A 24,756-nucleotide genomic window follows, 5' to 3' on the forward strand; every position below is an offset into this window, starting at 1 on the left:
CCTCACTGCAGCAATTAGGTATCATCCCAGCGAAGATCTTCTGGGCTCCACGTAAAGCTCGTGTTCTTCTAGCCAAGTGTACAGGTAGGGAAATAGCTTTTGGTTAGCTGCTGGAAAAGGAAACTGCGACAGCTCTGCCGGTTTGACCCAGCGGACTTCACTGCATTGTAAAGGCTGAGCTTCTCCGCCCAAATAGCGGCAGATAAAAGCCATGAGGGTGATGGTGAAATGGGTGTAGGCATGCTCAACGGTGGCTAGCGGCGCTACCACTGCGATGTCAATGCCCACTTCCTCTTTCACTTCCCGCACCACACACTCCGCAGGGGTTTCTCCCGGCTCGATCTTGCCACCGGGGAACTCCCACAGGCCGCTGAGCATCGAGCTTTCCGGGCGCCGATCGATGAGGATCTCGTTCTCCCGCAGGACAATGGCCACCGCAATCTGTTTGTGAGGGCGCAAGGGACGGGGTTCAGCCATAGGCAGGTGGTGCTGTTGACCTCGATGGTAAGCGGCGCAATCGGCCTGCCAAGGGCACTGACCACAGCGAGGCCGCCTGGGCCGGCAGACAGTAGCGCCCAAGTCCATCAGAGCCTGGTTAAAGGTGCGCGGCTGCTCGGGATCCAGTAATTGCTGCGAAAGCCGCCACAGGAGAGGCAGGCAGCGACTTGGTGGCTGGGGCAAAGCCACCAGGCGAGCCAACACCCGCTTGACGTTCCCCTCCAAAATCGGCAGGGGTAGGTCAAAGGCAGCACTGAGAATGCCCCCAGCCGTTGTGCGCCCGATCCCTGGCAGCGCCAGCACCTGCTGCAGATCGCGGGGAAACTGCCCTCCATGTTCCCGCATCAGGATTTGAGCGGCTTTGTGCAGATTTAGCGCCCGCCGGTAGTAGCCCAGGCCTTCCCACAATTTCAGCACCTGCTCTTGGGAGGCTGCCGCCAAGTCGGGGATCCCGGGCAAAGCCTCCATCCAGCGCTGAAAGTAGGGGATCACGGTAGCCACCTGGGTCTGTTGCAGCATCACTTCCGCTACCCAGATGGCGTAGGGATCTCGGGTGCGCCGCCAGGGCAGATCCCGGCCTTCCTTGCGGTACCACTGCAGCAAAGAACGCCTCAGGCGCTGCTGAACTGCCTCTTCCCAGCCCAGCCGTTGCCCGTCGACGGTTGCCGCCTCTACCTCCACCTCCCCGGGTTGCAGAGATGGCATCTCAAGCTGCGTAGGCAAAGTGCAGGGCCCACCAGATCAAGGCCGAGACGACCCCCGCCACAACGCTGGCCGAGATCAGCACCACAATGGGGCTATCCGCCCCCTTGAACTGCATAATGCCGCGGTTGTAGTTAGCCATCGTCGCCTCCCCCAGCTCCAGCGGTGGGGTGGGGAACCAAGCGCAGGAGCTGGAAAGTTCTTCCCAAAAGCCTACTTTCAGGATAGCCAACCAGCCCCCCTCCGAATCTGCTTCCTCTACAGCAGGGCAGGTTGTCCCTCTGCTATGGCTGAGTTGGCCAGGGGATGCTTTCCCAGCTAAACTGAGGTTCCGGAGGCAAGTTGCCATTATTGGCCAAAAGAGTGGCGTTGGGGCAGGCATGGCTAGAGGAAGGGAGGGAAGAATCAGCAGCTCAGCTCCAGAAAGATCCCGGCAGGCAGGGCCTCATCAACACCTTGCTTCTGAGCGTCTGCTACCTGCTGCGGGATCCCTCTTGCGCCTTTCTCGCCAAAAGGCCCTTGCCCGAGTGCGCCAACGGGCAACTCGTCCCTCTCGCCTACGCCGGCCCAGGGCTTTTAAGGAGGTGCTGCTCAGGGGCTTGGGCTTCAGCCTAATTTTGGGTCTGACGATGGCTGGCCTGTCGCGCCTGCTGCAATCCACCGCCCCTCCCCAGACAGAGCAGGTGGCAGCAGGATCTGGGGATCCCCCCCCTGCCTTGCCCACAGACTTCCTCAAAGGAGAGGAAATCCCTGCTTTGCAGGAGCGCTTAGCGGCCCTGGCCGACCAGCCGGGCCTAACAGTGGGAGCCTTGTTTTGGGAGGTGGAAACTGGCGCCTTTGCGGGGGTGAGGCCGGATCAGGTTTTTCCTGCTGCTAGTGTCCTCAAGATCCCGATTCTCCTAGCCTTTTTGCAGGCAGTGGAAACTGGGCAGGTGCGGCTAGAGGAAAAGCTGACGCTGCGGAAAGAGCTCAAGGGGGGGGGAGCTGGCCTTTTGCAAACCCGTCCTCTGGGATCCCAGGTCTCTGCTCTTGAGGCAGCCACCCTCATGAGCACCGTCAGCGATAACTTCGCCGCCAACTTGATCCTGGATCGCCTGGGCGGTCGAGAAGCCCTCAACCAAAAGTTTCGCCAGTGGGGGCTGCAACACACGCAGATCTCCCAATGGCTGCCAGATCTAGAGGGCGCCAACACCAGTAGCCCGCGCGATATGGTCTGGCTGCTCAGCCAAGTGGAGCAGGGGCGCCTGCTTAGCCGTCGCAGCCGCGACCGCTTTTTGGACATCCTCTGGCGCACGCAGCGGCCCTCCTACTTTCGCCCTGGCCTAGACCCAGAAGTGCGCATTGCCCACAAGACGGGAACCCTCAGCTCGGTGGTCGGAGATGCCGGGATCCTCGATCTGCCCAACGGGCGGCGTTACATAGCAGCGGTGTGGGTGAAGCGGGAAACCCCCAACGATCCCAGAGCGGAGGAGCTGATTGCCAAACTCTCCCAGGCCGCCTACGAGTTCTGGTCGACTGTAGAAGCTCCGGCAACCTCAGCTTTGCAGCCCTAGGCCATCTCAGCACCTTGCCAGCAGAGCGCCTGAGAATGGAATTAGCCGACGAGCAAGAACGCTATGGCCACAACAGCTCGAGCTTCTGGAGGGGGAGATCCCTACATTAAGCTGGGTCAATTTCTCAAGCTGACGGGAGTTGTCCCCACCGGCGGGCGGGCTAAGCAGCTCATCCAGGCGGGGCAGGTGCGCGTCAACGGCGAGGTGGAAACCCGGCGGGGGCGCAAGTTGCGCCCAGGGGATGCAGTGGCGGTGGCAGGCCAAGTTTGGCAGGTGCGCTGGGAGGGTGCCAGAGCTTGCGCCTGGCGCCAAGATCCCACTCCGCCAACTCGGCCACTGCTGGCCTAAGCTGGGAACAGTTGTCTTTTCCTAGCTGAGCCTCCTGTGCAGGGTGATTCTCCCCCTTTACCCCCCTCGCCACCCCCTTCTCCTGCGTTGAGGGTGGTGGAGACGGCTTTCTTGGCCAGCACTGCCGCTTTGATCTGGATCTTGAGCTACACGCCGCTGGCCCCGCTTATGCGCCTGTTTTTCCCTATCCCGGTGGCACTGGCCGTGATGCGCTGGGATCCCCACACTGGGGCCATGGCGCTGGGGGTCTCCGCCTTGCTGCTGACGGTGCTGATGGGGCCTACCCGCAGTATCCTCTATGTCATTCCCTACGGCCTTCTAGGCTATTGGTGTGCCTGCCTGTGGCGGCAACGCCTCTCCTGGTATCTCTCGGTGGTCAGCGGCGCTGCCCTCAGCACTTTTGGTCTGGTTTTCCAATTGCTGCTCTCCTCGCTGCTGCTGGGAGAAAACCTCTGGATCTATCTCACCATCCAGCTCACTGGCCTGACCAACTGGCTGCTGGACGTGTCTCTGGGCCGATTCGGCCTGTACTGGGTGGCGGAACCTTGGATGGTTCAGGTGGTGGTCATAGGGTTTATTGCCTTTAACTCCCTTGTCTATGCATTTACTGTGCATTTGGTGGCAGCCTTGGTCATGGAGCACTTCCGCTGTCCGCTGCCACCGCCGCCAAAGTGGGTGCAATTTTTGCTGGACTAGCAGCCTCCTATACTTCTTGGGGAGGCTATCGCCGTAAGAGTAAAGTTAGATTAAGACCTAGAGGCTCTGCCTTCGTTGCCTAGGCCCTATGAACCCTATTCCCCCCCCTGCCCACCCCTACCAGTTCCGCGCGCTGGGCTTGATTAAGGGATCCCTGAAGCCAATCCCGAAGACCTATGCCCAGGCGACGCTGGTTGCCAGCGATGGCGTGGAGTACCCGGCCACCCCTGGCCGCGCCGGGCTGCTGCGCCCTTTTACCCACTGTATTGAGAGCGGCCGCACCTACTGGTACTACGTGCAGCCCCAGCCGCGCTCGGGGGGCACTCTGGGCCTGAGCGTCATCCGCATCCTGGCTCTGCCAGAGGAGGAGCAAGACCCAGCGGCAGAAGATGAGCCTTTTTTGCCTGCCCCTGAAGATGCGGAGGAAGGCTTTAACATTCGCGGCGTTGTCGAGCCCCACGAAGGCTACATCTGGGTAGCAGTGCGGCGCAAGCCTCAGGGGAGCAAACAATTTCCCCCCCTGCGGCTACGCCTGGAAGGGTTTTTGCCAGGGGCTACAGCGGGGGAGTTCTGGGATCTGCTGGCGGAGCGGGAAGGTCACAAGCTGCTGCTGGTGGATGGCAGCCGCCTCTTGACAGCCGTAGCCTAGGTGCTGAGAACTAGCCCAACTGTACCTCAGGATCCCCAACTGATGGTGTCTGCTGCTGGCTTGTCCCAACGGGTTGCCCGCCTTTCCCCTTCGGCAACGCTGTCGATCTCGGCCCTGGCCAAAGCCATGCAGGCAGAGGGTCTGGACGTCTGTATCCTGAGCGCCGGCGAGCCGGACTTTGACACCCCTGAACATATTCGGGCGGCTGCCATTCGCGCCTTGCAGGAAGGCAAAACCCGCTACGGCCCCACCGCTGGGATCCCCGCCTTGCGCCAGGCGGTAGCTGACAAGCTGCGTCGGGAAAACGGCCTGGACTATAGCCCCGAGCAGATCTTGATTAGCAACGGCGGCAAGCAAACCCTGTTTAACCTGGCCATGGTGCTGCTGGATCCAGGGGATGAGGTCATCCTGCCCGTCCCCTACTGGGTCAGCTATCCCGAAATGGTGGCTCTGGCAGGCGCTCAAGTGGTGCGGGTTCAGACCCAAGAGGCCCAGGGCTTCAAGCTCACTGCCGACCAGCTACGTCAGGCCCTCACCCCCCGCAGCAAGTTGCTCATTCTTAACTCGCCAGCCAACCCCACCGGCGCCGTCTATCACCGGCACGAGCTGGAGGCGCTGGCGGAGGTGATCCTCTCAGTTCCCCATCTCTACGTGGTCTGCGACGAGATCTACGAGAAGCTCGTCTACGGCGAAGCTCGCCACCTCAGCCTGGGATCCCTCTCTCCAGAGCTGCTGCCGCGCACTATCCTTAGCAGCGGCTTTGCCAAAGCTTATGCCATGACCGGCTGGCGCATCGGTTACTTGGCAGGGCCAAAGCCCATCGTCGAGGCGGCCATCAGCCTGCAAAGCCACAGCACCTCCAACGTCTGCACCTTTGCCCAATACGGTGCCCTAGAGGCCCTCACCAGCCCCCTTTCAGCGCCAGCGGTAGAAAAGATGCGCCAAGAGTTCTGGCGGCGGCGGGATCTGATGCTGGAGGGGATCCGCACCCTGCCAAAGGTAAGCTGTCCAGAGCCAGAGGGCGCATTTTACATCTTTCTCAACATCAGCCAGACCGGCTTGAGCTCGGTGGAGTTCTGCCAACGGCTGCTCAAAGAGCACCATGTGGCTGCCGTGCCAGGGGTGGCCTTCGGAGCCGATCACTGTATTCGCCTCTCCTACGCCGCCGACCGCGTCACCCTGGAAAAAGGTCTGGAGCGACTGCACCGCTTTCTCTCCTCCCTCTAAGGCGGGAAACTGGATGCTGCCAGCGCCCTGGTTGACCTAGAGGAGCTTCTTGACGATGAAGGAAGTAGACCTGGCCAAAGCCATCCAGCAGCGGCGCACTTTTGCCATCATCTCCCACCCCGATGCTGGAAAGACCACCCTTACGGAAAAGCTGTTGCTGTACGGAGGAGCCATTCAGGAGGCTGGAGCCGTGAAGGCCCGCCGCGCTCAAAAGCGGGTTACCTCCGACTGGATGGAACTGGAAAGACAGCGGGGTATCTCCATCACCTCGACGGTGCTCCAATTTGACTATCGCAACTTTCGCCTCAACCTCCTCGATACCCCCGGCCACCAGGACTTTAGCGAAGACACCTACCGAACCCTGGCGGCAGTGGACAACGCCGTGATGCTAGAAGATGCCGGCAAAGGGCTAGAACCCCAAACCCGCAAGTTGTTTGAAGTCTGTCAAATGCGGCGGCTGCCGATTTTTACCTTCATCAACAAGATGGATCGCCCCAGCCGGGATCCCCTCGAGCTCATGGACGAAATCGAGAGCGAGCTGGGCCTTAAGCCCTATCCTGTTACCTGGCCTATTGGCTCAGGGGAGCGCTTCACAGCTTTGTTTGACCGACGCACCCAGGAGTTTCACTTCTTTGAGCGAGTCTCAGGGGGACGGCTACGAGTCAAAGATACAGTTATTAAACTCGGGGATCCCCAAGTGGAAGACCTAATCGAAAAAGATCTCTACTACCGATTTAAGGAAGAATTGGAGATCCTGGATGGCCTTATGCCCAGTTTGGATCTCAAACAGGTTCATGCTGGGAAACAAACTCCTGTCTTTTTCGGCAGCGCCATGACCAATTTTGGAGTGGAGCTGTTTCTCAATGCGTTTTTGGAGTACTCCCTGCCGCCAATGCCCCACGAAAGTACGGCTGGGCTGATTTCTCCAGAGTATCCTGAGTTCACGGGCTTTGTCTTTAAGCTGCAGGCCAATATGGATCCCCGCCACCGGGATCGCATTGCTTTTGTGCGCATCTGCTCCGGCAAGTTCGAGAAAGACATGGTGGTCAACCATGCCCGCCTCAACCGCCCAATCCGCCTATCCTACCCCCAGAAATTGTTTGCTCAAGAGCGCATCTCCATTGACGAAGCTTACCCTGGGGATGTGATTGGCCTAAATAACCCTGGCCTCTTTACAATTGGGGATACGCTCTACACTGGCCCAAAGCTGCGCTACGTCGGGATCCCAAGCTTTTCCCCGGAGCTTTTTGCCTATCTCAAAAATCCCAACCCCTCCAAATTTAAACAGTTTCAGAAAGGGGTGTCAGAGCTGCGGGAAGAAGGGGCGGTGCAAATTATGTACTCCCTTGACGAATCCAAACGGGATCCAATCGTGGCCGCGGTGGGCCAGTTGCAGTTTGAGGTGCTGCAGTACCGCCTGGAACATGAATACAACGTTGAAACCCGCCTGGAGATGCTGCCCTACACGCTGGCTCGCTGGGTAGAAAACGGCTGGGAGGCCCTTCGGGATCTTCCCAGTCTGTTTAACACTCTGATTGTCAAGGATGTTCAGGATAGGCCGGTTCTGCTCTTTAAGAATGAATGGACTCTGCAGCAATTTGTCAGTAGCAATCCCAAGATTAAGCTCAGCAAAATTGCTCCCACTGCCGATCTCAGCCTAGAAGCTAACAGCAGCCCGTAAAGCCCCTCAGAGGACCTCCTCCGACGTATTCCCCGAAAAGGGTGCTGGTGGCCAGAAAAGCTGCAGCCGGTTGCGTCCTGCCCGTTTGGCTTGGTAGAGGGCCTCATCGGCTTGCTGGAGGGCAACCTCTGGCGGCAGAGGGTGATCTTCGCTAATCACGACCCCGCCAATGCTAATGGTTACGGGCAGGCTGCGACGGGGCGAAACCTCAACGGGACGGCTGGCGATAGCCTGGCGCAGCGACTCAGCATACCGTTGACAGCGCGAGGGGCTTAGACCAGGGGTAACGCAGACAAATTCCTCCCCGCCGTAGCGGTAGAGCAGGCTGGAGGGGCGGAGGTGCTGCTGCAGCCGTTCAACAATGGCCTGGAGAACGCAGTCGCCGATGAAGTGGCCGTAGGTGTCGTTGATCTGCTTGAAGTGATCCACATCCAGCATCAATAGGCAGAGGTAGCGGTAGCGGGCTTTCCCTTGCGGCCCCACCTGCTGCAGCAAACGGGGCAGTGCCTGGTCAAGGGCGCGGCGGTTCAAGGCTCCAGTCAAGGGATCCGTCAAAGCCAGAGACTCCAACAGCTCGTTGCGGGCTTGCAGTTGGCGGTTGGCCTGAGCCAAAGCTTGGACAAGCCGCTGTAAACGCAGCCCTGCCTGCACCCGTGCCCGCAGTTCCTCAGGAGCCACCGGCTTGGCGATAAACTCATCTGCCCCCGCCTCCAACCCCTGAAGGCAATCCTTGAGTTCAGAGCGGGCCGTGAGGAAAATGAAGTAGACAAACTGGCCAGCGGTGGATCCCTTGAGACGGCGACAAAAATCCAGCCCTGACAGCTTGGGCATCACCCAATCGCAGATCACCACATCCGGCCACTGGCTTTCGTCGAGCGCCTGCAGCTGCTCCCAGGCCATCTGGCCATCTTCCCAGGTTTCCACCTGGTAGCCACAGGCTTTGAGAACCCCGCCCACGAAGCAGCGAGTCACCGAATCGTCGTCGACGACCCAAAGGCGGGGAACCTGATCCTTAAGCTGGCTCCACGCCTTCTCCTCCAGGGACTCAGGTACTGGACTAGAAGAATCCCCGCCCCTGTAGTCAGACGGCAGCATGGGGAGAAACCCCCAAAGTCTAGCTACAACTAGAAGTAGGGGTGGCTAAGTAGGTAGAGGCAGGGGGGCCCTCCCCTACCGCCTGCTGCAACGCCTCTACAAATTCCCGCACCCGAATGGGGTCAATGAGGGGGAAAAGCTCTGCATGGCCTGTCAGCGTACCCCCAGAACGAGCCAGCCGCTTGAGGGAACTGGCCACGATCACTCCATCGGCGTGCTGGATGAGGGTGCCGATGTTCTCAGCGGTGGCCCCTGAGCCAATGAGAAGGGGTACCTGAGGAGCAACTTGGCGGGCTAGCTTGAGATCTTCCAAAAGAGGCGGCTTGCCGGTCGCCTCGCCGGAGACAATGATGGCATCGGCAAGACCTCGCTCCACTGTATCCAGGATAGCCGCCTCAAGGCTAATGGGGCCGAGAGGCTGGGCGTGCTTCACCAGCACATCGGCGAAGATTTTAATGTCTTGGGCCCCTAGCTCGCGGCGGTAGCGCAGCAAGCGGTAGGCATTCCCCTCGATGAGGCCCTGGTCGGTCACCATTGCCCCGCAGAGGATGTTGACGCGGATAAACTGCGCCCCCACACAGGCGGCAATGGCTAGAGCGCTACAGCCATCGTTGCGCAGGACGTTGATCCCGATGGGCAGGGAGACCAACGTCTTAATCCGCTGGACAACCACCGTCATGGCGCTCACCACCGCCGCGTCTACCTGATCCTTGGCAAAAGGGGCATCGTAGAAGTTCTCGACCAGGATCCCGTGAACGCCCCCTGCAGCCAAGGCCGTGGCGGCCTGTTCCGCTTGGGCAATAACCTGCTCCAGGTTGCCGCCCCAACGGGGGGAGGTGGGCAGCGGCAACAGATGGACCACTCCGATCACGGGATGGGAAGTTTTGAAAAGGTGTTGCAGCAGGCTCACCGGCAGGCTCCCTTGGGGATCCTTAACCAACTCCTTAACCAACAATCTTACGCCCGGATGGGATCGAGCAGGCTCCCTGCCGGCTAGCAGCAAGGCCGCGCAGCAGGCGAGGAACCAGGCTTGGCCCTTCATAGATCCAACCGGTATAGACCTGGAGCAAACTGGCGCCGGCAGCAAGCTTCTCCAGGGCGTCGTCTAGGGTAAAGATGCCCCCCACGCCGATAATGGGCAGCTGTCCCCCCGTGGCCTGGTGGATGTAGCGGATGATCTGGGTGGAGCGCTCTCGCAGCGGGGCGCCGCTGATGCCGCCGGCTGCTGTTGTCAAAGGCCCTAGACCAGGGAGGAAGCGGGTTTTCAGGTTGTCGCGGCGCAGAGTGGTGTTGGTGGCGATGATCCCAGCCAGGCCGTAGGCTTGAGCTAGCTCCAGAATGGCGTCAATCTCTGGCCAGTCTAGGTCGGGGGCAATCTTGACCAAAAGAGGCTTCTTGGCTTGGTTTTCCTCTTGGAGAGCGGCCAGGATGGGCTCCAGGTGCTGGGCAGCCTGCAGGGACCGCAAGCCTGGCGTGTTAGGGGAGCTGACGTTAACCACAAAATAGTCCCCCAGCTCCCGCAGCACCCGAAAGCTGGCCAGGTAGTCGGTGGCGGCGGCTTCCAGCGGCGTGGCTTTGCCTTTGCCCAGGTTGACGCCAATGGGGATAAGACGTTGACGCAGCCGGCGCAGCCGTTCGGCCAAAGCTGCTGCTCCCTGGTTATTGAAGCCCATGCAATTGAGGGCAGCCCGATCCTGGGGCAGCCGAAATAGGCGCGGCTTTGGATTGCCCGGCTGGGGCTGGGGAGTGACGGTGCCCACCTCCACAAAGCCAAAGCCCAGGTAGGGCCAGACTCCCAAAGCTACGCCGTCCTTATCCAAGCCCGCAGCTAGACCCAGGGGATTGGGAAAGCTCAGCCCCCACAGCCGCACCTCCAAGCAGGGATTCCGGTAGCAGAAGAGGCGTTCCAAAAGACTCAAGATCCCCGTGGCCTGGGTAGCATCTAGCCACTCCAAGGTGCGTAGGAGCGCCACCTTGAGGGTTTCTGGGTCAGCCCTTAGCCCGGAAAACAGTAGCGGCTGCAGCAGATCCCGGTACAGATTCACCCCTAAACCCCTCTTGGCCAAGCCATATTACCTGAGCCAGCTCGCTTGCACTCCGCGGTGCAGGGCTGTTGCTAGATTGGGGTTACAGTTTTGACTCCCCTCCTTCCGCCGGAAAAGGGAATGGGGGCAAAACCAGGATCCCTGAGGCTAGCGCTATGACTATCCCTCTCATCCAAAGCCCAGAGCTTCTGGAGAGTCGGCTCAAGGAGATCCCAGCTGAGCCTGGTGTCTACCTCATGCGAGATGCCAGCGATCAAATCCTCTATGTGGGCAAGTCTAAGAAGTTGCGCTCCAGGGTGCGATCCTATTTTCGCTGCCTTGGGGATCTCCCCCCTCGCATTCAGCGCATGGTAGCCCAGGTGTGCGAGATCGAGTTTATTGTAACTGATAACGAGAGTGAGGCCCTGGCTCTAGAAGACAATCTGATTAAAACCTATCAGCCACCCTACAATGTTCTCCTCAAAGAGGATAAGAAGTACCCCTATTTGTGCATTACATGGTCAGAGCCTTACCCTCAGATTTACATTACCCGCCACCGCCGTCTCGACCAAAATCAAGATAAGTACTACGGGCCCTATACCGATGTAGGCCTGCTGCGGTACACCCTTGGGCTAGTGAAGCGGATTTTTCCCTTGCGCCAGCGTCCCAAGCCACTTTACAAAGACCGCCCCTGTTTGAACTACAACATCGGGCGTTGCCCTGGTGTCTGTCAGGGCTTGATCAGCCCCGAGGAGTATCGCAAGACCGTTGCTCAAGTGGCGATGATCTTCCAGGGGCAGACGGACGAGCTCATCCGGGAGTTGAAGGAGAAAATGGCCCAGGCGGCCGAGCAAGAAAATTACGAGGCAGCAGCGCGGTATCGGGATCAAATCCGCGGCCTAGAACAGTTGGGCGAATCCCAGAAGGTGTCTTTGCCCAACTCGACAGTTAGCCGCGATGCTCTGGCCTTGGCGATGGACGACTCGCGGGCTTGTATTCAGTTGTTTCAGGTGCGAGCGGGCAAGCTGGTGGGTCGGCTGGGGTTTGTGGCCGAAAACCGGGGCGACGATCCAGCCCTGATTTTGCAGCGGGTTTTGCAGGAGCATTACCAGTACTGCGATCCGGTGGAAATTCCCTCGGAAATCTTGACGCAGTACGAGCTGCCGGATCGCGATTTTCTCGAGTCTTGGCTAAGCCAAAAAAAGGGGCGCAAAGTCAGTCTCATTGCCCCCCAGCGGCAAAGTAAAGCCGAGCTGATTGAACTGGTGGAGCGGAACGCCCAGCTGGAGCTAGCCCGCAGCCAGCGCTTGGCAGACCGGGAGGCAGCAGCCCTGGAGCGCTTGGCAGAAGTTTTGGATCTGCCGTCAGCCCCCCGCCGCCTAGAAGCCTACGATATTTCCCACATTCAGGGATCCGATGCGGTGGGCAGCCAGGTGGTGTTTATCGACGGCCTGCCAGCCAAGCAGCACTACCGCCGCTACAAGATTCGCAACCCCGAGGTGCGTCCTGGCCACTCCGACGATTTTGCCAGCCATGCCGAGGTGGCGCGGCGTCGCTTTAGCAAAATGACCCCTGAGGATCAGCCGGACTTGGTGCTCATCGACGGGGGCAAAGGGCAACTGGCCGCGGTGATGGCTGTTCTGGCGGAGCTGGGGCTAGATCACCTGCCGGTCATTGCCTTGGCCAAGCGGGAGGAGGAAATCTTTCGGCCTGGGGATCCCGAGCCGCTGCGGCTGCCACCCCAAGATCCAGCTCGCCTGCTATTGCAGCGCCTACGGGATGAGGCCCACCGCTTTGCCCTTGCCTACCATCGCCAGCAGCGGAAACTGCGCCAACAGGCTTCTGTTTTGGAGGAGATCCCTGGCCTAGGCAAGCAGCGCCAAAAGCTGCTCATGGAGGCGTTTCGCTCCCTTGCCCGCATTCAAGTGGCCACCGAAGAGCAGTTGGCCCAGGTGCCAGGTATTGGCCCCAAGCTGGCCCGCCAGATTTACCGCTACTTCCACCCAGACGCCGAAACCGAGTTGCCAGCAACAGTGCAACCCGCCTCTAGCCAAACCTAAGTCTGAGCTGGCGTATCATCGTGGAGTCCGCCATTCTCGGCTAAGGGAGCCAAGTGAAGGTAGCGCTGTTGCAACTTAACTATACCGTTGGCGATCTCAGCGGCAATGCCGAGCGCATCCGTGCGGCGGTCGAGGCGGCAGCAGCCAAGGGGGCAGAGCTGGCGATTACTTCTGAACTGGCCTTGTTGGGGTACCCGCCCCGGGACCTGCTGCTCTACCCTGCTCTAGTCGAGAGGGCAGGCCAAGTTTTGCAGCAGTTGGCTGACCGGCTGCGGGATAGCATTCCGGTGGTGGTGGGATCCGTGCAGCCCAACCCCCTGCCGGAGGGGCGGCCTCTCTACAACGCCGCGGCCTGGCTAGAGGGGGGGCAGATCCGCCACTGGTTCCAGAAGTCGCTTTTGCCCACCTACGATGTCTTCGACGAAGACCGCTACTTTGAGCCGGGATCCCAGCCCCAGCCCGTCCAGTACGGCGGCTATCGCCTGGGTTTCACCATCTGTGAAGACATCTGGAACGACCGTGACTTCTGGCAGCACCGCCGCTACCACCGGGATCCGGTAGACGAGATGGCCCGCTGCGGCGCCGATTTGCTCATCAATCTGTCGGCCTCGCCTTTTAGCCTGGGCAAGCAGAAATTGCGGGTGGAAATGCTGGGATCCCTGGCCCGCAAGCACGCCCTGCCCATCCTCTATGTCAACCAGGTGGGGGGCAACGACGACCTCATTTTCGACGGGGCCAGTTGCGCCCTAGACTGCCGGGGCCGGGTGGTGGCCCAAGCCGCTGCCTTTCAGCCGGACTGCCTGATGGTAGATGTGGAGGCGCTGGTTCACCCTCCTGAGGAAGGCCCGGAAGTTCAGGGATCCCGCTGGCCAACGGAGCCGGAAGCAGAGCTCTACGAGGCGCTGGTCTTAGGCACCCGCGACTACGCCAGCAAATGCGGCTTTCGCGAGGTGTTGCTGGGCCTGTCGGGGGGGATTGACTCAGCGGTAACTGCCGTGATTGCCGCAGACGCCCTAGGTCCAGAGCGGGTGCTGGGGGTGCTCCTGCCCTCTCCCTATTCCAGCCCAGGCAGCCTGACGGACGCCTACCAACTGGCGCAGAACCTGGGGATCCCTACCCTGAAGCTGCCCATCCAGTCGATTATGGAGAGCTACCAAAATCTCCTGGCAGAGCCCTTCACCGGCCTGCCCCCCGACATCACGGAAGAGAACCTGCAGTCGCGCATTCGCGGCACCCTGCTCATGGCCCTCTCCAACAAGTTTGGCCGGCTGCTCTTGACCACGGGCAACAAGTCGGAGCTGGCGGTAGGCTACTGCACCATCTACGGGGATATGTCCGGCGGCCTGGCCGTGATTTCCGATGTGCCCAAAACCTGGGTCTACCGCCTGGCCCGCTGGATCAACCGCCACCAGGAACGGATTCCCCTCCCCATCCTCACCAAGCCCCCCTCAGCAGAGCTGCGGCCCGGCCAGAAAGATAGCGACAGCCTGCCTCCCTACGACTTGCTGGACGCTATCCTCCAGCGGCACATCGAACAGCACCAGTCGGCCGCTGAGCTGGTGGCCCAGGGGTTTGAACCTGACACGGTGCAGCAGGTGCTGCGGCTGGTGCAGAATGCTGAGTTCAAGCGCCACCAGGCTCCCCCTGGCCTACGGGTTACCGATCGAGCCTTTGGCACCGGCTGGCGCATGCCGATTGCCAAGCGCCAAGAAGGGATCAGCTAAAGAACAAAGAGCCTGCTCCACGGCAGGCTTGATCTGGTGCTAGGGCCTGAGGGGGATCACTGAATGAGACCTAGCCAGGAGGCGACGCCTTGGCCCGTTACCGCTTCAATAACGATGGCCAGCACAAAGCCAATCATGGCTGCGCGGCCGTTGAGGCGCTCGGCGTACTCGTTAAAGCCAAACTTGGGCTCAGACAGGTTGGGGTTGGACATGGAAACCTCCACGAGCGGCACCTGCCCTTCAGTATAGTTTGCATTTCTTCACGATCGCAACCTCAGCCGCTTCTCGCCTTGGGGGCTAGGGTTTGCCTTCCCTGTTACAAAAATTCGGAAATCGCAGCCTTCTTGCCGACTAGGGATCTCCTCTAGTCCTTGATTCACCGGACAATTGGCCACTTTGTGGCATAACCAACCTTCTGCCTTGACGGAGATGGGCTGAGCGAGTAGGCTAGCCGGTACATCTTCTTGCTTCTTGAGTAGGCGTTTTGCCTAGGCTAAAGTTGGCTCCGTCTTTAGCCGGTGTGCCTTATGGGGGCAAGGAGCACCTACCTGCAGCTCGCGGGGAAGTTACGCCTGTGGAGATCCCTCTGGCGGGGTAGTGGAGGTAAACTCTGCCACTAGCCACGGGTCGCTGAAGCAGGAAGAAAGGCTCAACGCCGAGCGAAAGTCTGCTTTTGCCCGGGGTTGTATAAGTCTTTCAGAGCGGTAATCTGAAGGGCAGGTAATGGAGAAAACCTCTATGGCGATTCAGCGCGGTGCCAAAGTCCGTGTCTTGCGGAAAGAATCCTACTGGTATCGGGATGTGGGGACGGTTGCGGCAGTGGATACCAGCGGCATTCTCTACCCGGTGATCGTCCGCTTTGACAAGGTTAACTACTACAACATCAACACCAACAACTTCCGCGAAGACGAGCTGGAAGTGGTGGAGGAGCCCAAGCCCAAAGCCGCTTCCAAAAAGTAAACCCAAGCCCTCCCGTGCCCGAGCTGCCGGAGGTTGAAACCGTCAGGCGGGATCTGCAGTGCCTGACTCTTGGCCTGCGCATCCTGGCGGCAGAAGTGCTTCTCCCTCGCACCCTGGCCTACCCTGGCAAAGAGGAGTTTGCGCAGGGGCTGTCTGGCGCCTATTTGACTCAGTGGCAGCGTCGGGGCAAGTATCTTCTGGGATCCCTGGACTCCGGAGCGGTTCTCGGCGTGCACCTAGGCATGACGGGGCAGTTGCTCTGGGTTCAGGGATCCGCGCCTTTGCCAGCCCATACCCGGGTTCGACTGCGCCTGGAGCAGGGGTGGGAGCTGCGCTTTGTGGACCCGCGTACCTTTGGCCAGATGTGGTTAGTGCCTGCGGGGGTGGAGCCGGAGGCGGTGATCACGGCTTTGCAGAGGTTGGGGCCAGAGCCGTTTTCGCCCGCCTTTTCAGAAACCTATTTCCAAGCCGCCTTGCGGAAAAGCCGCCGCCCCATCAAAGCCGCCCTGCTGGATCAGTCGCTGCTAGCGGGAGTGGGCAACATCTACGCCGACGAAGCCCTGTTTTTGAGCGGCATCCACCCCTTGACACCTGCCTCGCAGCTTTCCGATGCTGCCAAGAGCCGCCTGCGAGAAGCCTTGATCCGGGTGTTGCAAGCGGGGCTGGAGCAGCGGGGCACCACCCTGCGCGATTACCGGGATCTGCGGGGGCTCAACGGCAACTACCAGGGTCAGGCGTGGGTATACGGTCGAGAAGGGGATCCCTGTCGCCTGTGTGGCACCCCGATTCAGCGGATCAAGCTGGCAAGCCGCTCAGCCTACTTTTGCCCCCACTGCCAGCCGCCTTGAGGGCGGAAACGGTTCTCCGTGAAGCAGATGGCCTGGCCTCGGTCTTGGGGCAGTCTCAGTCTCCTCGCCCTGTGGGGGATGGGGATCCCGGCACCTCCAGCTTCTGCCCAACTGGAACTCGAGGCCCAACTGGGTCGATCCCAAGTCGTTCTTCCTGGCCGAGATTGTCCCGCCTGCGATCTGACGGGAGCCGTACTGGCGGGAGTGGATTTGCGGGGGGCCAACCTGAAAGAAGCCATCCTCAAGCAGGCCAATCTACAAGCTGCCAACCTCTCCCAGGCCATCCTCAACTTGGCCGACTTGCGCGGCGCCAACCTGAGCAGCGCGGATCAGGGGGGAGCCTTTTTGTGGGAAGCGGATCTCAGCCGAGCCAACCTGCAGCAGGCCAATCTCACAGGGGCCAATCTTCAGGTAGCCAACCTCAGCGAAGCCGATTTGCGCGGGGCTGTTCTTGCCGGCGCCGACCTGACGGGAGCCAACCTGCGCCAGGCCGATCTGCGCGGGGCCGATCTAAGGGGAGCTTTTCTGGAAGAAGCCGATCTGACCGGTGCCCTGTACAATGCTCAGACCCGGCTGGATCCCACCTTCAACCCCAAGACCCGCGGCATGGTCTTTGTAAAATAGCTCCTCTCTAGGCTGGGGGTGAGGGCACTTTATTGGGGATCCCTCTTTTGGGCAGATTAAGTTGTGCCCTCTTCCTGGCCGGGATCCTATGACTTCTCCTGTGCGCGTGCTCATTGCCGACGACCATCCTCTGTTTCGGCTAGGGATGAGGTTTGCCCTGGAAGCCCAGGGGTTTGTGGTGGTAGCCGAGGCCGAGACCGGATCCCAGGCTGTTGAGTACTGCCGCCACCACCCCGTCGACGTGGCCCTTTTGGATGTGCGCATGCCTGGTGGGGACGGGATCGCTGCCTGCCAGCAGATTGTCGAGCTGGGCCTGCCGGTGGTGGTGGTGATGATGACGACTTTTCACGAGCCGGCCCTAATCGAAGCAGCGCGGCGGGCGGGGGCCAAAGGCTACCTCTCCAAAGAAACCGAGCCGGCGGAATTGGCCCGCGTTATCCGCCAGATCTTGGCCAACCCCGACCACGACTGGCTGCCCGCCCCCCAGGAGCTGCCCAGGCTTACCCCCCGCGAGCTATGCGTGCTGCAACTGATGAAGGAGGGCCTAGCCAACAAACAAATTGCTCGCCGCCTTGGCATTAGCGTCGAAACCGTGAAAGAGTACGCCAGCGCTGTCTACCGCAAGTTGGACGCCACCGACCGCGTCACCGCCCTGCTCAAAGCGCAGCAACTGGGGATTTTGTAAAAGCTTGGGAATCCTGAAAAGATCAGGCTGTCCCTTCCCCCCACCCGTGGGGATGTCTGAGACTCGGGATCCCTTGCATACTGTTGCTATCTTGGCACTCGCATACTCCGGGATACAGCCATGTCTGCTCCTTCCCCGCTGTTGCTCAAACTTGTCCTGCGCTTGCTCAGCTCTCTGAAGATCCCGGTGGATCGGGGCAGGATCCGCGAGCGCGGCTTTGTGCTGCCAGTGGCGATTTTAATCGTGCTGGTGCTGAGCTTGGTAACGGTGGGGTTGCTCACTCGATCTACCCAGCGCACCATCCAAACCCAGGTGGAGCGGGCAGAGCAGACGGTTAGCCGGCAACTGAATGCTGCCATCGACCGGGCGCGGGCCAAGATCGACAACCTCATTCGGGATCGCCGCCTGCCCAACAGCGCTCCCACTGATGAGCAATTCACCTCTGCCCTGCTCAACGATGGCGAAGTGGTGCCTGCGGAAGCCTCGGATCCCTATACCCTTCCCGATGAGGAGCGTTTCCTGTTGACCTACACGGCTCGCGTGCCCGATCCCCAGAATCCAGGTCGGCGAATCGAAGTGCGGCGGCAAGCCCCGGCTTGGTGGTTTTTGGTGGATACCGACAACAACGGCCTCAATGACTCCGTAACAGCCTATACCATCCTTCATGCTCGTCGTGCGCCGGTAGAGGGCCGAGACAGACTGGAGGGCTTTGAGGGAAATATCAGCGATACTGAACGGGCGCGGCGACTGGTGATCCGCAGTGGTCCACTTCAAGGATCCGTCCTGGAAGGGTGCACTGATTCCGCTGCCAACCAGACTTTCAACCCGAACATAGGGGATTGGTTCCAGGTCGGCACGGCGCTGTACAAGCCCTTCCAGGTCTTTGCCGTCACTCTGCCAATTCAAGGCGCCGACTCCACCACCCGCGCCATCTCGGCTTTGCAATTCCAGCAGGATCGGAAGCGGGATCTACTCAACAAGTGGGGGATTTTCAGCCGCAGCGACGCGGAGTTCTTCTTCACCCCTGGATACAACTGGAACGGCGCTATCTACACAGGGGGCAGCCTTTTCTTCCGCTATGCCCCCAACAACTTGTTCCGGGCTTTCACCATCAGCTCGGAGCACTCCTGCTTCTACATGCCCCCCGACAACTCTGAAATCACTGCCTTTGGAGAGCTAGTGGCAGGGGCCATTGGCTACGCCGGCCAGCAGGTGAGCGACAACCTCATCTTCGATGCCCACCCCGGTGTGCCAGGTAGGGCACCTAGTACGTCCCGTCTGAATAACCTCAACTATGATTCAGTTCAGAACGATGCAGATCCGGAAAAGATAGCTCTGGATCCACTGGAGCTCCAGCTTTTTGGCCGCATTCGCACCCGCGGAACCTATGAACCGGATCCAGCGGGATGGTCGGTCTCCCCAATTAATGCCAAGCAGGGAGGACGAGTTAAAGCCGGTGGCTTTCAATCAGAAAGAGACCAAGTCTGCCCTCCCTATGTAGACGATGTCTATCGGGCCGACAACCGCTTTGGCCCCAAGGCCAGCTACGACCGTCCGCCTGTAACTCCTGACCCGCAGAGAGGCTGCGACGTGGACACCTTTGCGCAAAGGTATCGTGCTAGGGCCGGTGATCCCATTCCTGCCGATGCCAGGAACAACCAGAATGAGTCTTTGACCGAGGACAACCCACCCCCAGGCGCCCTTTCCGAGGTGGGCTTGGATGGCTACTGGGAGCGGCGGGCCCGTGTGGAAGGTCTGCGGGTGATCGTGGGCCAGCGGCTGGAACTAACCCGCACCGATTCTTTGCCTTTGCCTTTGGTGCCACCCGGGGATCCCAACGATCCCACCAAGTTGCAGCCCATTTTCATCAGCAACGAGGCGCGGCAACGGCTAACCCTGCGAGATAACCCAGCGGCGGTGCAGGCTACAGCCGTTTACCACTACAGCCACCGAGATGGGCGCTTCCCCATTGCTTGCCTGGCCACGGTAGCCCACCCCGGCACTCCCTGGAGCTTGCAGCGGGCTTCTACCTTCCCTACCGGCGACCAGCGCACTCAACTGGGCATCAACTTCTTTACTGGAGAGGGCACCAACGTTTGGGAGTATGACCCCGAGCCGATGCGGGAGCAACTGCGGCCTGGCACCCCACTGTGGACGGCGCTGACCAACCTGGCCAATTTTGCTGGCGATCCCGATGGGGCCTATCCACCCAGGCAAGAAGAGGGCCGCATTCATCCGGATCCGTTTATTACGGCTTTTGGCAACTTCTCCGAGCTGCGGCGGGCGATTGGGCAGGCGATTGATCTGGTCAACCGAGGCACTCCCGCTGACCAAGTGACTGACCAACTGAGCCTAGCCGACCAAACCACGCTGCAAACGGCAGGCTGCATGTTGGGCATGCTGGCCGATAACATTCTGCGCATTCGGGATGCCGCCAATGCCAGAAATCCTGATCCCACAGCTCGAATCCTTTGGAACGACATCCAAGCCAGCCGAGATGGGAACCGAGAAGCGGCCAACCGGTTTTATCTGCCGCTGCGCTACATTTTCCCTCTGCAGACCTTCCACCACAGTGTGCCTCCCAACCCCAACGATCCCCTTGAAGATGAGCGGAGGCAGGCCTACCCCTTCTTACGGGAGTTACCGTTCTTAGGATCACAGCAAAGAGGATCAGTAACCTACCGAACCCTTTGCGATCCCTCAACGTGCGACCTGGACAACCTAAGAGATCTGGAACTGATAAGGCTGAGGCCCAAGCCTAGGATCAACGACTGGACCTTGCCCTATGCTCGTTTAGAGGAATGCCCCAGAAGCCCAGTACTTGGCAACCACCCCAACAGCAACCGATTTGAGTTAATTCGGATTGGCAACCAGTGCTTCCGTGTGCCCTTTAAAGATTCCGTCTTCTACGATGGCCGCGAGGCGATGGCGGTGCGGGCCCTCAACATCGACCTGGCCCTGCTGACCAACAACGTCAACGGACAGGCCAACGGGTTGATCAACAGAGATACTTGGCTGCCTGCCGGCATTGGCGAGAACCGAGAAGGGGGGATTTTCTACGCCTTCCGGGAAGATGCCGTGCGGGAAGATGCCATTGCCCGCCCACCCTTGACCAACAACTTCGGTAGCTATCAAACCGCCTGGCGAAATGCAAATGCTCGCGGCACTCTCCCCTTCATCATGAATGCCGGCCAGCCCGGTCGCAACCAACCGGTCGGCGATCCGCCTGTTTCCGACGAGGGGCTTAGCCCCAAGCCGGTGGACTACTACCCCGATCCGGATCGGCGGCCCTATGGCTTCCGGCTGCGCAACGGGGCAGTGTTGGCCCGCAGTGTGTTTAACCCCAGTGACGCCATCAGGCCTACTGAAGCTCTCTTTGGCTTGTCCTTCATTTCCGACAACCCTGTCTACATCCAAGGGGACTTTAACCTGCATCAGACGAGGAACGGGGATCGGCTGGATCTGCTGGAGGAGTTCACCACTCGCCTCAGATTTGGGGGAAACGGCCTCTACGACAACTTCTACGGGCGGCTCCGGAGGGATGAAGACCGGCGCTTTGCTCGGGTGGTAGACCCAAACAATAGCCGGCAGCCTGCCGATTTCTGGCGGCCCAGCGAGGTCTTGGGCGACGCGGTGAACATCCTCTCTGCCGACTTCTGCGATGGCAGCATTGATGATGCCTTTGTCCAGGATGGCACCCTCAACGGCGGCGGCAGCAGCTACGTGCCCGATCAAGACTACGCCGGTGGACGGGCCTCAGCCCCTCGCCGCAACGACTATTACGGCTGCAGCGGGCCAAACCTAGGAGCCAACACCTCCTTCCTCAACCAAGCGCTGGTGATCCGCGGCAACAACTGGCCGGCTCCGGATCCCAACGGAGGTGGTGCTGGGGTTCTGCGCTTCGACAACACGAACGGGGCGCAGAATTTGGGCAACCACGTGCGGCGGCCAGGCTGGCCAGAGGTGTTTGCCCGCGACACCATCTTTGCTCGCCGCAACAGTACCGATGCCAGCTCCGGTCAAGCTGACCGAACCGCAGGGCTGGGCGTGCCCGAAGTGCGGCTCTTGCGGGCACCCGATACGGGCTATGCCAACTTTGGGGTGCGCATCTCGGCTTTGGGCAACCCGGTGCTGGATACCTCCCGCTGGGTGCTGGTGGCTCCGCTGGGACCCTGCCCGGATCCCGGCGGCTCTGGGTTGCTGGCCGAGTACTACAACGGCTGGCTGAGCAGCCCGCAGAACCGGTACAACCCCAACACAGGGTTTGCCACCAACCCTATTGACCAGGTAGTAGGCCCCCTGGCCGAAGAGGCTCGAAGGGACAACCTGCCCTACCTGCGGGCGGTGCGCTGGCCAGATCCAGTGTTCCCAGCGCAAGGCGTGCCCGATGCCCTTGGTCGGTTTAACAACGGCTTTACCAGCAGTGCTCACACTTGCCCCACGACCAACTTGGGCAGCGCCAACAGAGACCAACGCTGGGCCTGCGTGCGCAATGCTATCGATAACCCGACCAACCTGGCCCCCTTTGCCCGCAGCGGCAGCGGTTTCCCTTGGTGGGGCGGCTTCCAGTACTTTTTCGGCAGCAGCACATCGCTGGACTCCAACTCTCCCTTCAAGCGGCGGCTGTACGACGATCCCAACTGCAACGACAGATTGGTTGACGCTCTGCAGCCCAGCTGCCGTTTGTCACTACCGCTACCGCTTGGCAGGCCCGATCGGCGGGATCGCGGCGATTGGTTCTGGATGCCCAGTTGTGGGGAGCCCGATGGCAACAACAGCCTGCCGAACCTGCCCATCGACGCGGATGACCTCAACTTTCCAAGTCACTTCAACTTCCTGCGCTCCTGCTGGCGGCGTAGAAGTGGGGAAGGGCCGACTGGCAACAACAACGGCAACGACTTCTTCGTGGTGCGCTGGGTAGGGGAGCTGTATCCCCGTTGGCCTGGCCTACAGAGCTACCGTCTCTTCAGCAACGATGGCGCGCGGCTGATCATTCGACGGCGGGACGACTCCAGTGCCACTTTTGTCAACCATGGAGCCTGGAAGGGAACTCCGCTCAGCCTAGGGCCCAATGCTGCGGGTGCCGAAGCCTGGCAGGATAGGGATAGCGGCAGCAACGAGGTTGCCTTGAGATTGGAGCTGGAGTGCGCGGATCCATCCCAGCCCTCGCCCTACTTGGTGGAGATCCAGACCTACGAAAATACCGGCGATGCCTTCCTGCGCTTTGCCACTCGCGAGGGCAGCGATCTAGAAAACTACGACCTGCGCTACCTGAAGCCGCTGCAGGGGGTGAACAAACCTTGCCAGCCGGATCGGAATAAACCTCTGTTACCCAACCAGAAGTACTGCGAAGCCCCTCTCAATACCTGCCAGCCTCCGGAGGCTACCTGCACCTACACAGCCTGGACTCCTGCGTGCACGGTGGCCAACGGCGGCCTGCAGATAACTCAGAGCCGCACTGAGACCTGCACCTCGATTTGCGGGACCACCACCCGGACGCAAACCCAAACGGTTACCTGCCCGAAGACTTGCAACTACAGCGAGTGGAGCCCCTGGTCACCCCCAGATTGCAGCCAGGTTCAGGTTGCCTGCGGCCAAACTAGAACGGTTACCCAAACTCGAACGCGCAACCTGATTGCCAGCACCAGCAGCCCCACCTGTCCAGCAACCGAGACGCAGACGCAAAATCTCACCTGCGAGGGGCCTCCCTGCAGGCCGAGCACTTTTGCTCCAGAAACTCCCCCCAAGAGCCCTCTGGGCGAGTGGCTAGCCGTTAAGCCCAACACGGTGGAGCTGCGACCTGCTCAGGAAGTGCAGGCGGATCCGGAGCTCGAGACAGTCAGCGTGCACAGTGTGGCCAAGGCTTCTACTGAAGGTGTAACCATCGCCCTGGAGCCGCAGCTCTCGCCAGTGCTAGAGGTGAAAGCAGGGGTGCCCAAGCCGCCCAAGTGGCCCAGCCCTGCTGAGGCTTTGCGGGCAGCCTTCAATTGGATGTTTGGGGAGCCAGCCCATGCTGCCCGCGCTGGCTTGAGGGGCAACCTGCTCTCCACTCAAATTGCCAAGCCCAGCAGAGAGCCAGGTATCCGCCCTGCCGAGAGCGGTGCTCCACCACTTCCTGCAAATCCTGATCGAGGCACAGACGACTGGGCGCGGAGACTGCGGCGGGAACTGCTCAACAAGAACGGAGAAATTCGCTGTGGCGATGAACAGGTCAATCCCTCAGACGGTGGCTTCTGGGTGCCCGGAGTGTTTCGCCCCAACTTCAACGACCGCTTCCGCTACGAGGCCTACACCGCCGCTAGCCGCCCCAGCACGTTGCGCATCAAAGACTGGAACGGAGACGGCCAACTGAACTTCCGGGACGAAGACGGCGACGGCGTTCGCGACTCCAACAAGCCTTGGGATGTACTGGATCGGGATCCGCTGTTTGGGCTGGACTTAGATCCTGGAAGGCAAGGACTAGAAATCCAGCCCCAAATGGTGTTGAACCCCTACGCTTGGGTAAACGAAGGTGACACCCAAAACTACTCCCCAAGCTCCAGCTATCTTGGCGGTTACTACATTGACACCAAGGGGAGCGAAGATATCCGCAATGGCCTGTGCTTCTACGTCAAGCCCAACGGCAACACCATCCAGGTGCAAATTGACTTCAACGGTGGCGCAGGTGGCAGTAATGACGACTTGAAGTGGGTAGATGTGGAGCCCTTCACCCTGGATCTGAACAGTCCCACCACCGGCTTTGCCGGCAACAACCCGGTGCTGGGGGTGATCCTGGATGAGGTGACCCGTCGGCCCATTCCCATTCCCGGCTTCCAAGAGCTGGCCTCAGCGGATATAGACCAGCGCCGCCGCAACGACGATGGCAGCCAAAACTGGCAGCTGCAGCCGGCCAGGGAAACGCGGGTGAACGCCACTGCCATCAGCGGTACCCTGCCCTCGCGGCTGCATCAAACTGCCGGCGGCATGCATAACTTCCTGCGGCTCAACGAGCTGTGGAAAGATACCAACCTCTTCTTCAGCGGCTCGATGATCCAGCTCAACTACAGCACCTATGCCACCGGCCCCTTCCTGCAGCACAGCTTCGAGCCACCCGATCTGGTAGACGATCCAACCTTTGTGCGCGGCTTCGACTACTACTTCCCGCCCAATCGCCGCTTCGGCTATGACGTGGGCTTGCAAATTGCCCGCCGCCCCGGCCCTGTGTCGTCCCGCTTCCAATTCCCCTCCAACACGCGTACCGAGTTCTTGCGGGAGCTAGATCCACAAGATCCGTACGTGCGGCGGCTGCGCTGCGCACTCCAGGATCAGCCGGGTGTGCAGTTGGATCCGTCTGCCCGGATTGGTGGCTGCGGGGAGTTCAACTGATATTGACCTGCCCGGTT

19 protein-coding genes are annotated in these 24,756 nt (G+C 60.3%); 13 read left to right on the forward strand and 6 right to left on the reverse strand.

What is annotated here, in order from left to right:
* Positions 1 to 21 precede the first annotated feature (21 nt).
* Together mutY and NW812_RS08195 are read right to left on the reverse strand one after the other, a co-directional pair.
* Positions 22 to 1,203, reverse strand: coding sequence for an A/G-specific adenine glycosylase (mutY, locus tag NW812_RS08190; protein ID WP_414395758.1), 1,182 nt, complete (start codon positions 1,201 to 1,203; stop codon positions 22 to 24).
* Position 1,204: 1 nt separating this feature from the next.
* On the reverse strand, positions 1,205 to 1,342 hold the full coding sequence (locus NW812_RS08195) for a hypothetical protein (RefSeq protein WP_414362608.1): 138 nt from the start codon (positions 1,340 to 1,342) through the stop codon (positions 1,205 to 1,207).
* Positions 1,343 to 1,694: 352 nt separating this feature from the next.
* On the opposite strand from NW812_RS08195, the gene NW812_RS08200 reads away from it, so the two are divergent.
* The 6 genes from NW812_RS08200 to NW812_RS08225 all read left to right on the forward strand — a co-directional run bounded on the left by NW812_RS08200 (position 1,695) and on the right by NW812_RS08225 (position 7,354).
* Complete coding sequence (locus NW812_RS08200; protein ID WP_414395760.1) at positions 1,695 to 2,753, forward strand: serine hydrolase; 1,059 nt, start codon at positions 1,695 to 1,697, stop codon at positions 2,751 to 2,753.
* Between the two features lie 63 nt (positions 2,754 to 2,816).
* Positions 2,817 to 3,101, forward strand: a complete 285-nt coding sequence (locus NW812_RS08205) for an RNA-binding S4 domain-containing protein (protein WP_414395762.1) — start codon at positions 2,817 to 2,819, stop codon at positions 3,099 to 3,101.
* A 36-nt stretch (positions 3,102 to 3,137) separates the two neighbouring features.
* Positions 3,138 to 3,797 (forward strand): DUF2232 domain-containing protein, encoded by a 660-nt coding sequence (locus NW812_RS08210; protein ID WP_414395764.1) that lies wholly within the window; start codon positions 3,138 to 3,140, stop codon positions 3,795 to 3,797.
* Positions 3,798 to 3,885: 88 nt separating this feature from the next.
* A complete protein-coding gene (locus tag NW812_RS08215) occupies positions 3,886 to 4,446 on the forward strand; it encodes a hypothetical protein (protein WP_414395766.1) in 561 nt (186 codons plus the stop codon).
* A gap of 42 nt (positions 4,447 to 4,488) precedes the next feature.
* Entirely contained in the window at positions 4,489 to 5,673 is a 1,185-nt protein-coding gene (locus NW812_RS08220; protein ID WP_414395767.1) for a pyridoxal phosphate-dependent aminotransferase, read from the forward strand.
* Between the two features lie 55 nt (positions 5,674 to 5,728).
* Entirely contained in the window at positions 5,729 to 7,354 is a 1,626-nt protein-coding gene (locus tag NW812_RS08225; RefSeq protein ID WP_414395769.1) for a peptide chain release factor 3, read from the forward strand.
* Positions 7,355 to 7,360: 6 nt separating this feature from the next.
* On the opposite strand, the gene NW812_RS08230 is transcribed toward NW812_RS08225, so the two are convergent.
* The 3 genes from NW812_RS08230 to NW812_RS08240 are packed head-to-tail and all read right to left on the reverse strand — an operon-like array spanning position 7,361 to position 10,494.
* Positions 7,361 to 8,449, reverse strand: a complete 1,089-nt coding sequence (locus NW812_RS08230; protein WP_414395771.1) for a diguanylate cyclase — start codon at positions 8,447 to 8,449, stop codon at positions 7,361 to 7,363.
* A gap of 19 nt (positions 8,450 to 8,468) precedes the next feature.
* The gene (btpA, locus tag NW812_RS08235; protein WP_414395922.1) at positions 8,469 to 9,359 is read right to left on the reverse strand and encodes a photosystem I biogenesis protein BtpA; all 891 of its coding nucleotides are present in this window, start codon (positions 9,357 to 9,359) and stop codon (positions 8,469 to 8,471) included.
* Between the two features lie 34 nt (positions 9,360 to 9,393).
* The gene (locus NW812_RS08240; protein ID WP_414395773.1) at positions 9,394 to 10,494 is read right to left on the reverse strand and encodes a quinone-dependent dihydroorotate dehydrogenase; all 1,101 of its coding nucleotides are present in this window, start codon (positions 10,492 to 10,494) and stop codon (positions 9,394 to 9,396) included.
* Positions 10,495 to 10,649: 155 nt separating this feature from the next.
* Here NW812_RS08240 and uvrC point away from each other — a divergent pair, with 155 nt between their 5' ends.
* A complete protein-coding gene (gene uvrC, locus NW812_RS08245; RefSeq protein WP_414395775.1) occupies positions 10,650 to 12,533 on the forward strand; it encodes an excinuclease ABC subunit UvrC in 1,884 nt (627 codons plus the stop codon).
* 53 nt (positions 12,534 to 12,586) lie between these two features.
* Entirely contained in the window at positions 12,587 to 14,257 is a 1,671-nt protein-coding gene (locus NW812_RS08250) for an NAD+ synthase (RefSeq protein ID WP_414395777.1), read from the forward strand.
* Positions 14,258 to 14,313: 56 nt separating this feature from the next.
* On the opposite strand, the gene NW812_RS08255 is transcribed toward NW812_RS08250, so the two are convergent.
* Positions 14,314 to 14,469, reverse strand: coding sequence for a chlorophyll a/b-binding protein (locus NW812_RS08255; RefSeq protein ID WP_414395779.1), 156 nt, complete (start codon positions 14,467 to 14,469; stop codon positions 14,314 to 14,316).
* A gap of 526 nt (positions 14,470 to 14,995) precedes the next feature.
* Between NW812_RS08255 and NW812_RS08260 the strand changes: the two genes are divergently transcribed.
* The 5 genes from NW812_RS08260 (at position 14,996) to hpsA (ending at position 24,739) form a co-directional block, all read left to right on the forward strand.
* Positions 14,996 to 15,217 carry a photosystem I reaction center subunit IV gene (locus NW812_RS08260; protein ID WP_414395781.1) on the forward strand — a complete coding sequence of 74 codons (222 nt, stop codon included), beginning with the start codon at positions 14,996 to 14,998 and terminating at the stop codon, positions 15,215 to 15,217.
* Between the two features lie 14 nt (positions 15,218 to 15,231).
* Positions 15,232 to 16,065, forward strand: coding sequence for a DNA-formamidopyrimidine glycosylase (locus NW812_RS08265; protein ID WP_414395783.1), 834 nt, complete (start codon positions 15,232 to 15,234; stop codon positions 16,063 to 16,065).
* 27 nt (positions 16,066 to 16,092) lie between these two features.
* The gene (locus NW812_RS08270) at positions 16,093 to 16,689 is read left to right on the forward strand and encodes a pentapeptide repeat-containing protein (protein WP_414395785.1); all 597 of its coding nucleotides are present in this window, start codon (positions 16,093 to 16,095) and stop codon (positions 16,687 to 16,689) included.
* An 88-nt stretch (positions 16,690 to 16,777) separates the two neighbouring features.
* Positions 16,778 to 17,374: a response regulator transcription factor gene (locus NW812_RS08275; protein WP_414395787.1), complete on the forward strand. Its 597-nt coding sequence runs from the start codon at positions 16,778 to 16,780 to the stop codon at positions 17,372 to 17,374.
* 120 nt (positions 17,375 to 17,494) lie between these two features.
* Entirely contained in the window at positions 17,495 to 24,739 is a 7,245-nt protein-coding gene (gene hpsA, locus NW812_RS08280; protein WP_414395789.1) for a hormogonium polysaccharide biosynthesis protein HpsA, read from the forward strand.
* Positions 24,740 to 24,756 lie beyond the last annotated feature (17 nt).

Source organism: Synechococcus sp. O70.2 (assembly GCF_047462135.1).
Lineage (GTDB): Bacteria > Cyanobacteriota > Cyanobacteriia > Thermostichales > Thermostichaceae > Thermostichus.

Bases quoted from the DNA above. Each gene is read 5' to 3' on its own strand.
- mutY (WP_414395758.1), bottom strand. From the start codon at position 1,203: ATGCCATCTCTGCAACCCGGGGAGGTGGAGGTAGAGGCGGCAACCGTC.
- NW812_RS08195 (WP_414362608.1), bottom strand. From the start codon at position 1,342: ATGGCTAACTACAACCGCGGCATTATGCAGTTCAAGGGGGCGGATAGC.
- NW812_RS08205 (WP_414395762.1), top strand. From the start codon at position 2,817: ATGGCCACAACAGCTCGAGCTTCTGGAGGGGGAGATCCCTACATTAAG.
- NW812_RS08215 (WP_414395766.1), top strand. From the start codon at position 3,886: ATGAACCCTATTCCCCCCCCTGCCCACCCCTACCAGTTCCGCGCGCTG.
- NW812_RS08220 (WP_414395767.1), top strand. From the start codon at position 4,489: ATGGTGTCTGCTGCTGGCTTGTCCCAACGGGTTGCCCGCCTTTCCCCT.
- NW812_RS08225 (WP_414395769.1), top strand. From the start codon at position 5,729: ATGAAGGAAGTAGACCTGGCCAAAGCCATCCAGCAGCGGCGCACTTTT.
- NW812_RS08230 (WP_414395771.1), bottom strand. From the start codon at position 8,449: ATGCTGCCGTCTGACTACAGGGGCGGGGATTCTTCTAGTCCAGTACCT.
- uvrC (WP_414395775.1), top strand. From the start codon at position 10,650: ATGACTATCCCTCTCATCCAAAGCCCAGAGCTTCTGGAGAGTCGGCTC.
- NW812_RS08255 (WP_414395779.1), bottom strand. From the start codon at position 14,469: ATGTCCAACCCCAACCTGTCTGAGCCCAAGTTTGGCTTTAACGAGTAC.
- NW812_RS08260 (WP_414395781.1), top strand. From the start codon at position 14,996: ATGGCGATTCAGCGCGGTGCCAAAGTCCGTGTCTTGCGGAAAGAATCC.
- NW812_RS08270 (WP_414395785.1), top strand. From the start codon at position 16,093: ATGGCCTGGCCTCGGTCTTGGGGCAGTCTCAGTCTCCTCGCCCTGTGG.
- NW812_RS08275 (WP_414395787.1), top strand. From the start codon at position 16,778: ATGACTTCTCCTGTGCGCGTGCTCATTGCCGACGACCATCCTCTGTTT.
- hpsA (WP_414395789.1), top strand. From the start codon at position 17,495: ATGTCTGCTCCTTCCCCGCTGTTGCTCAAACTTGTCCTGCGCTTGCTC.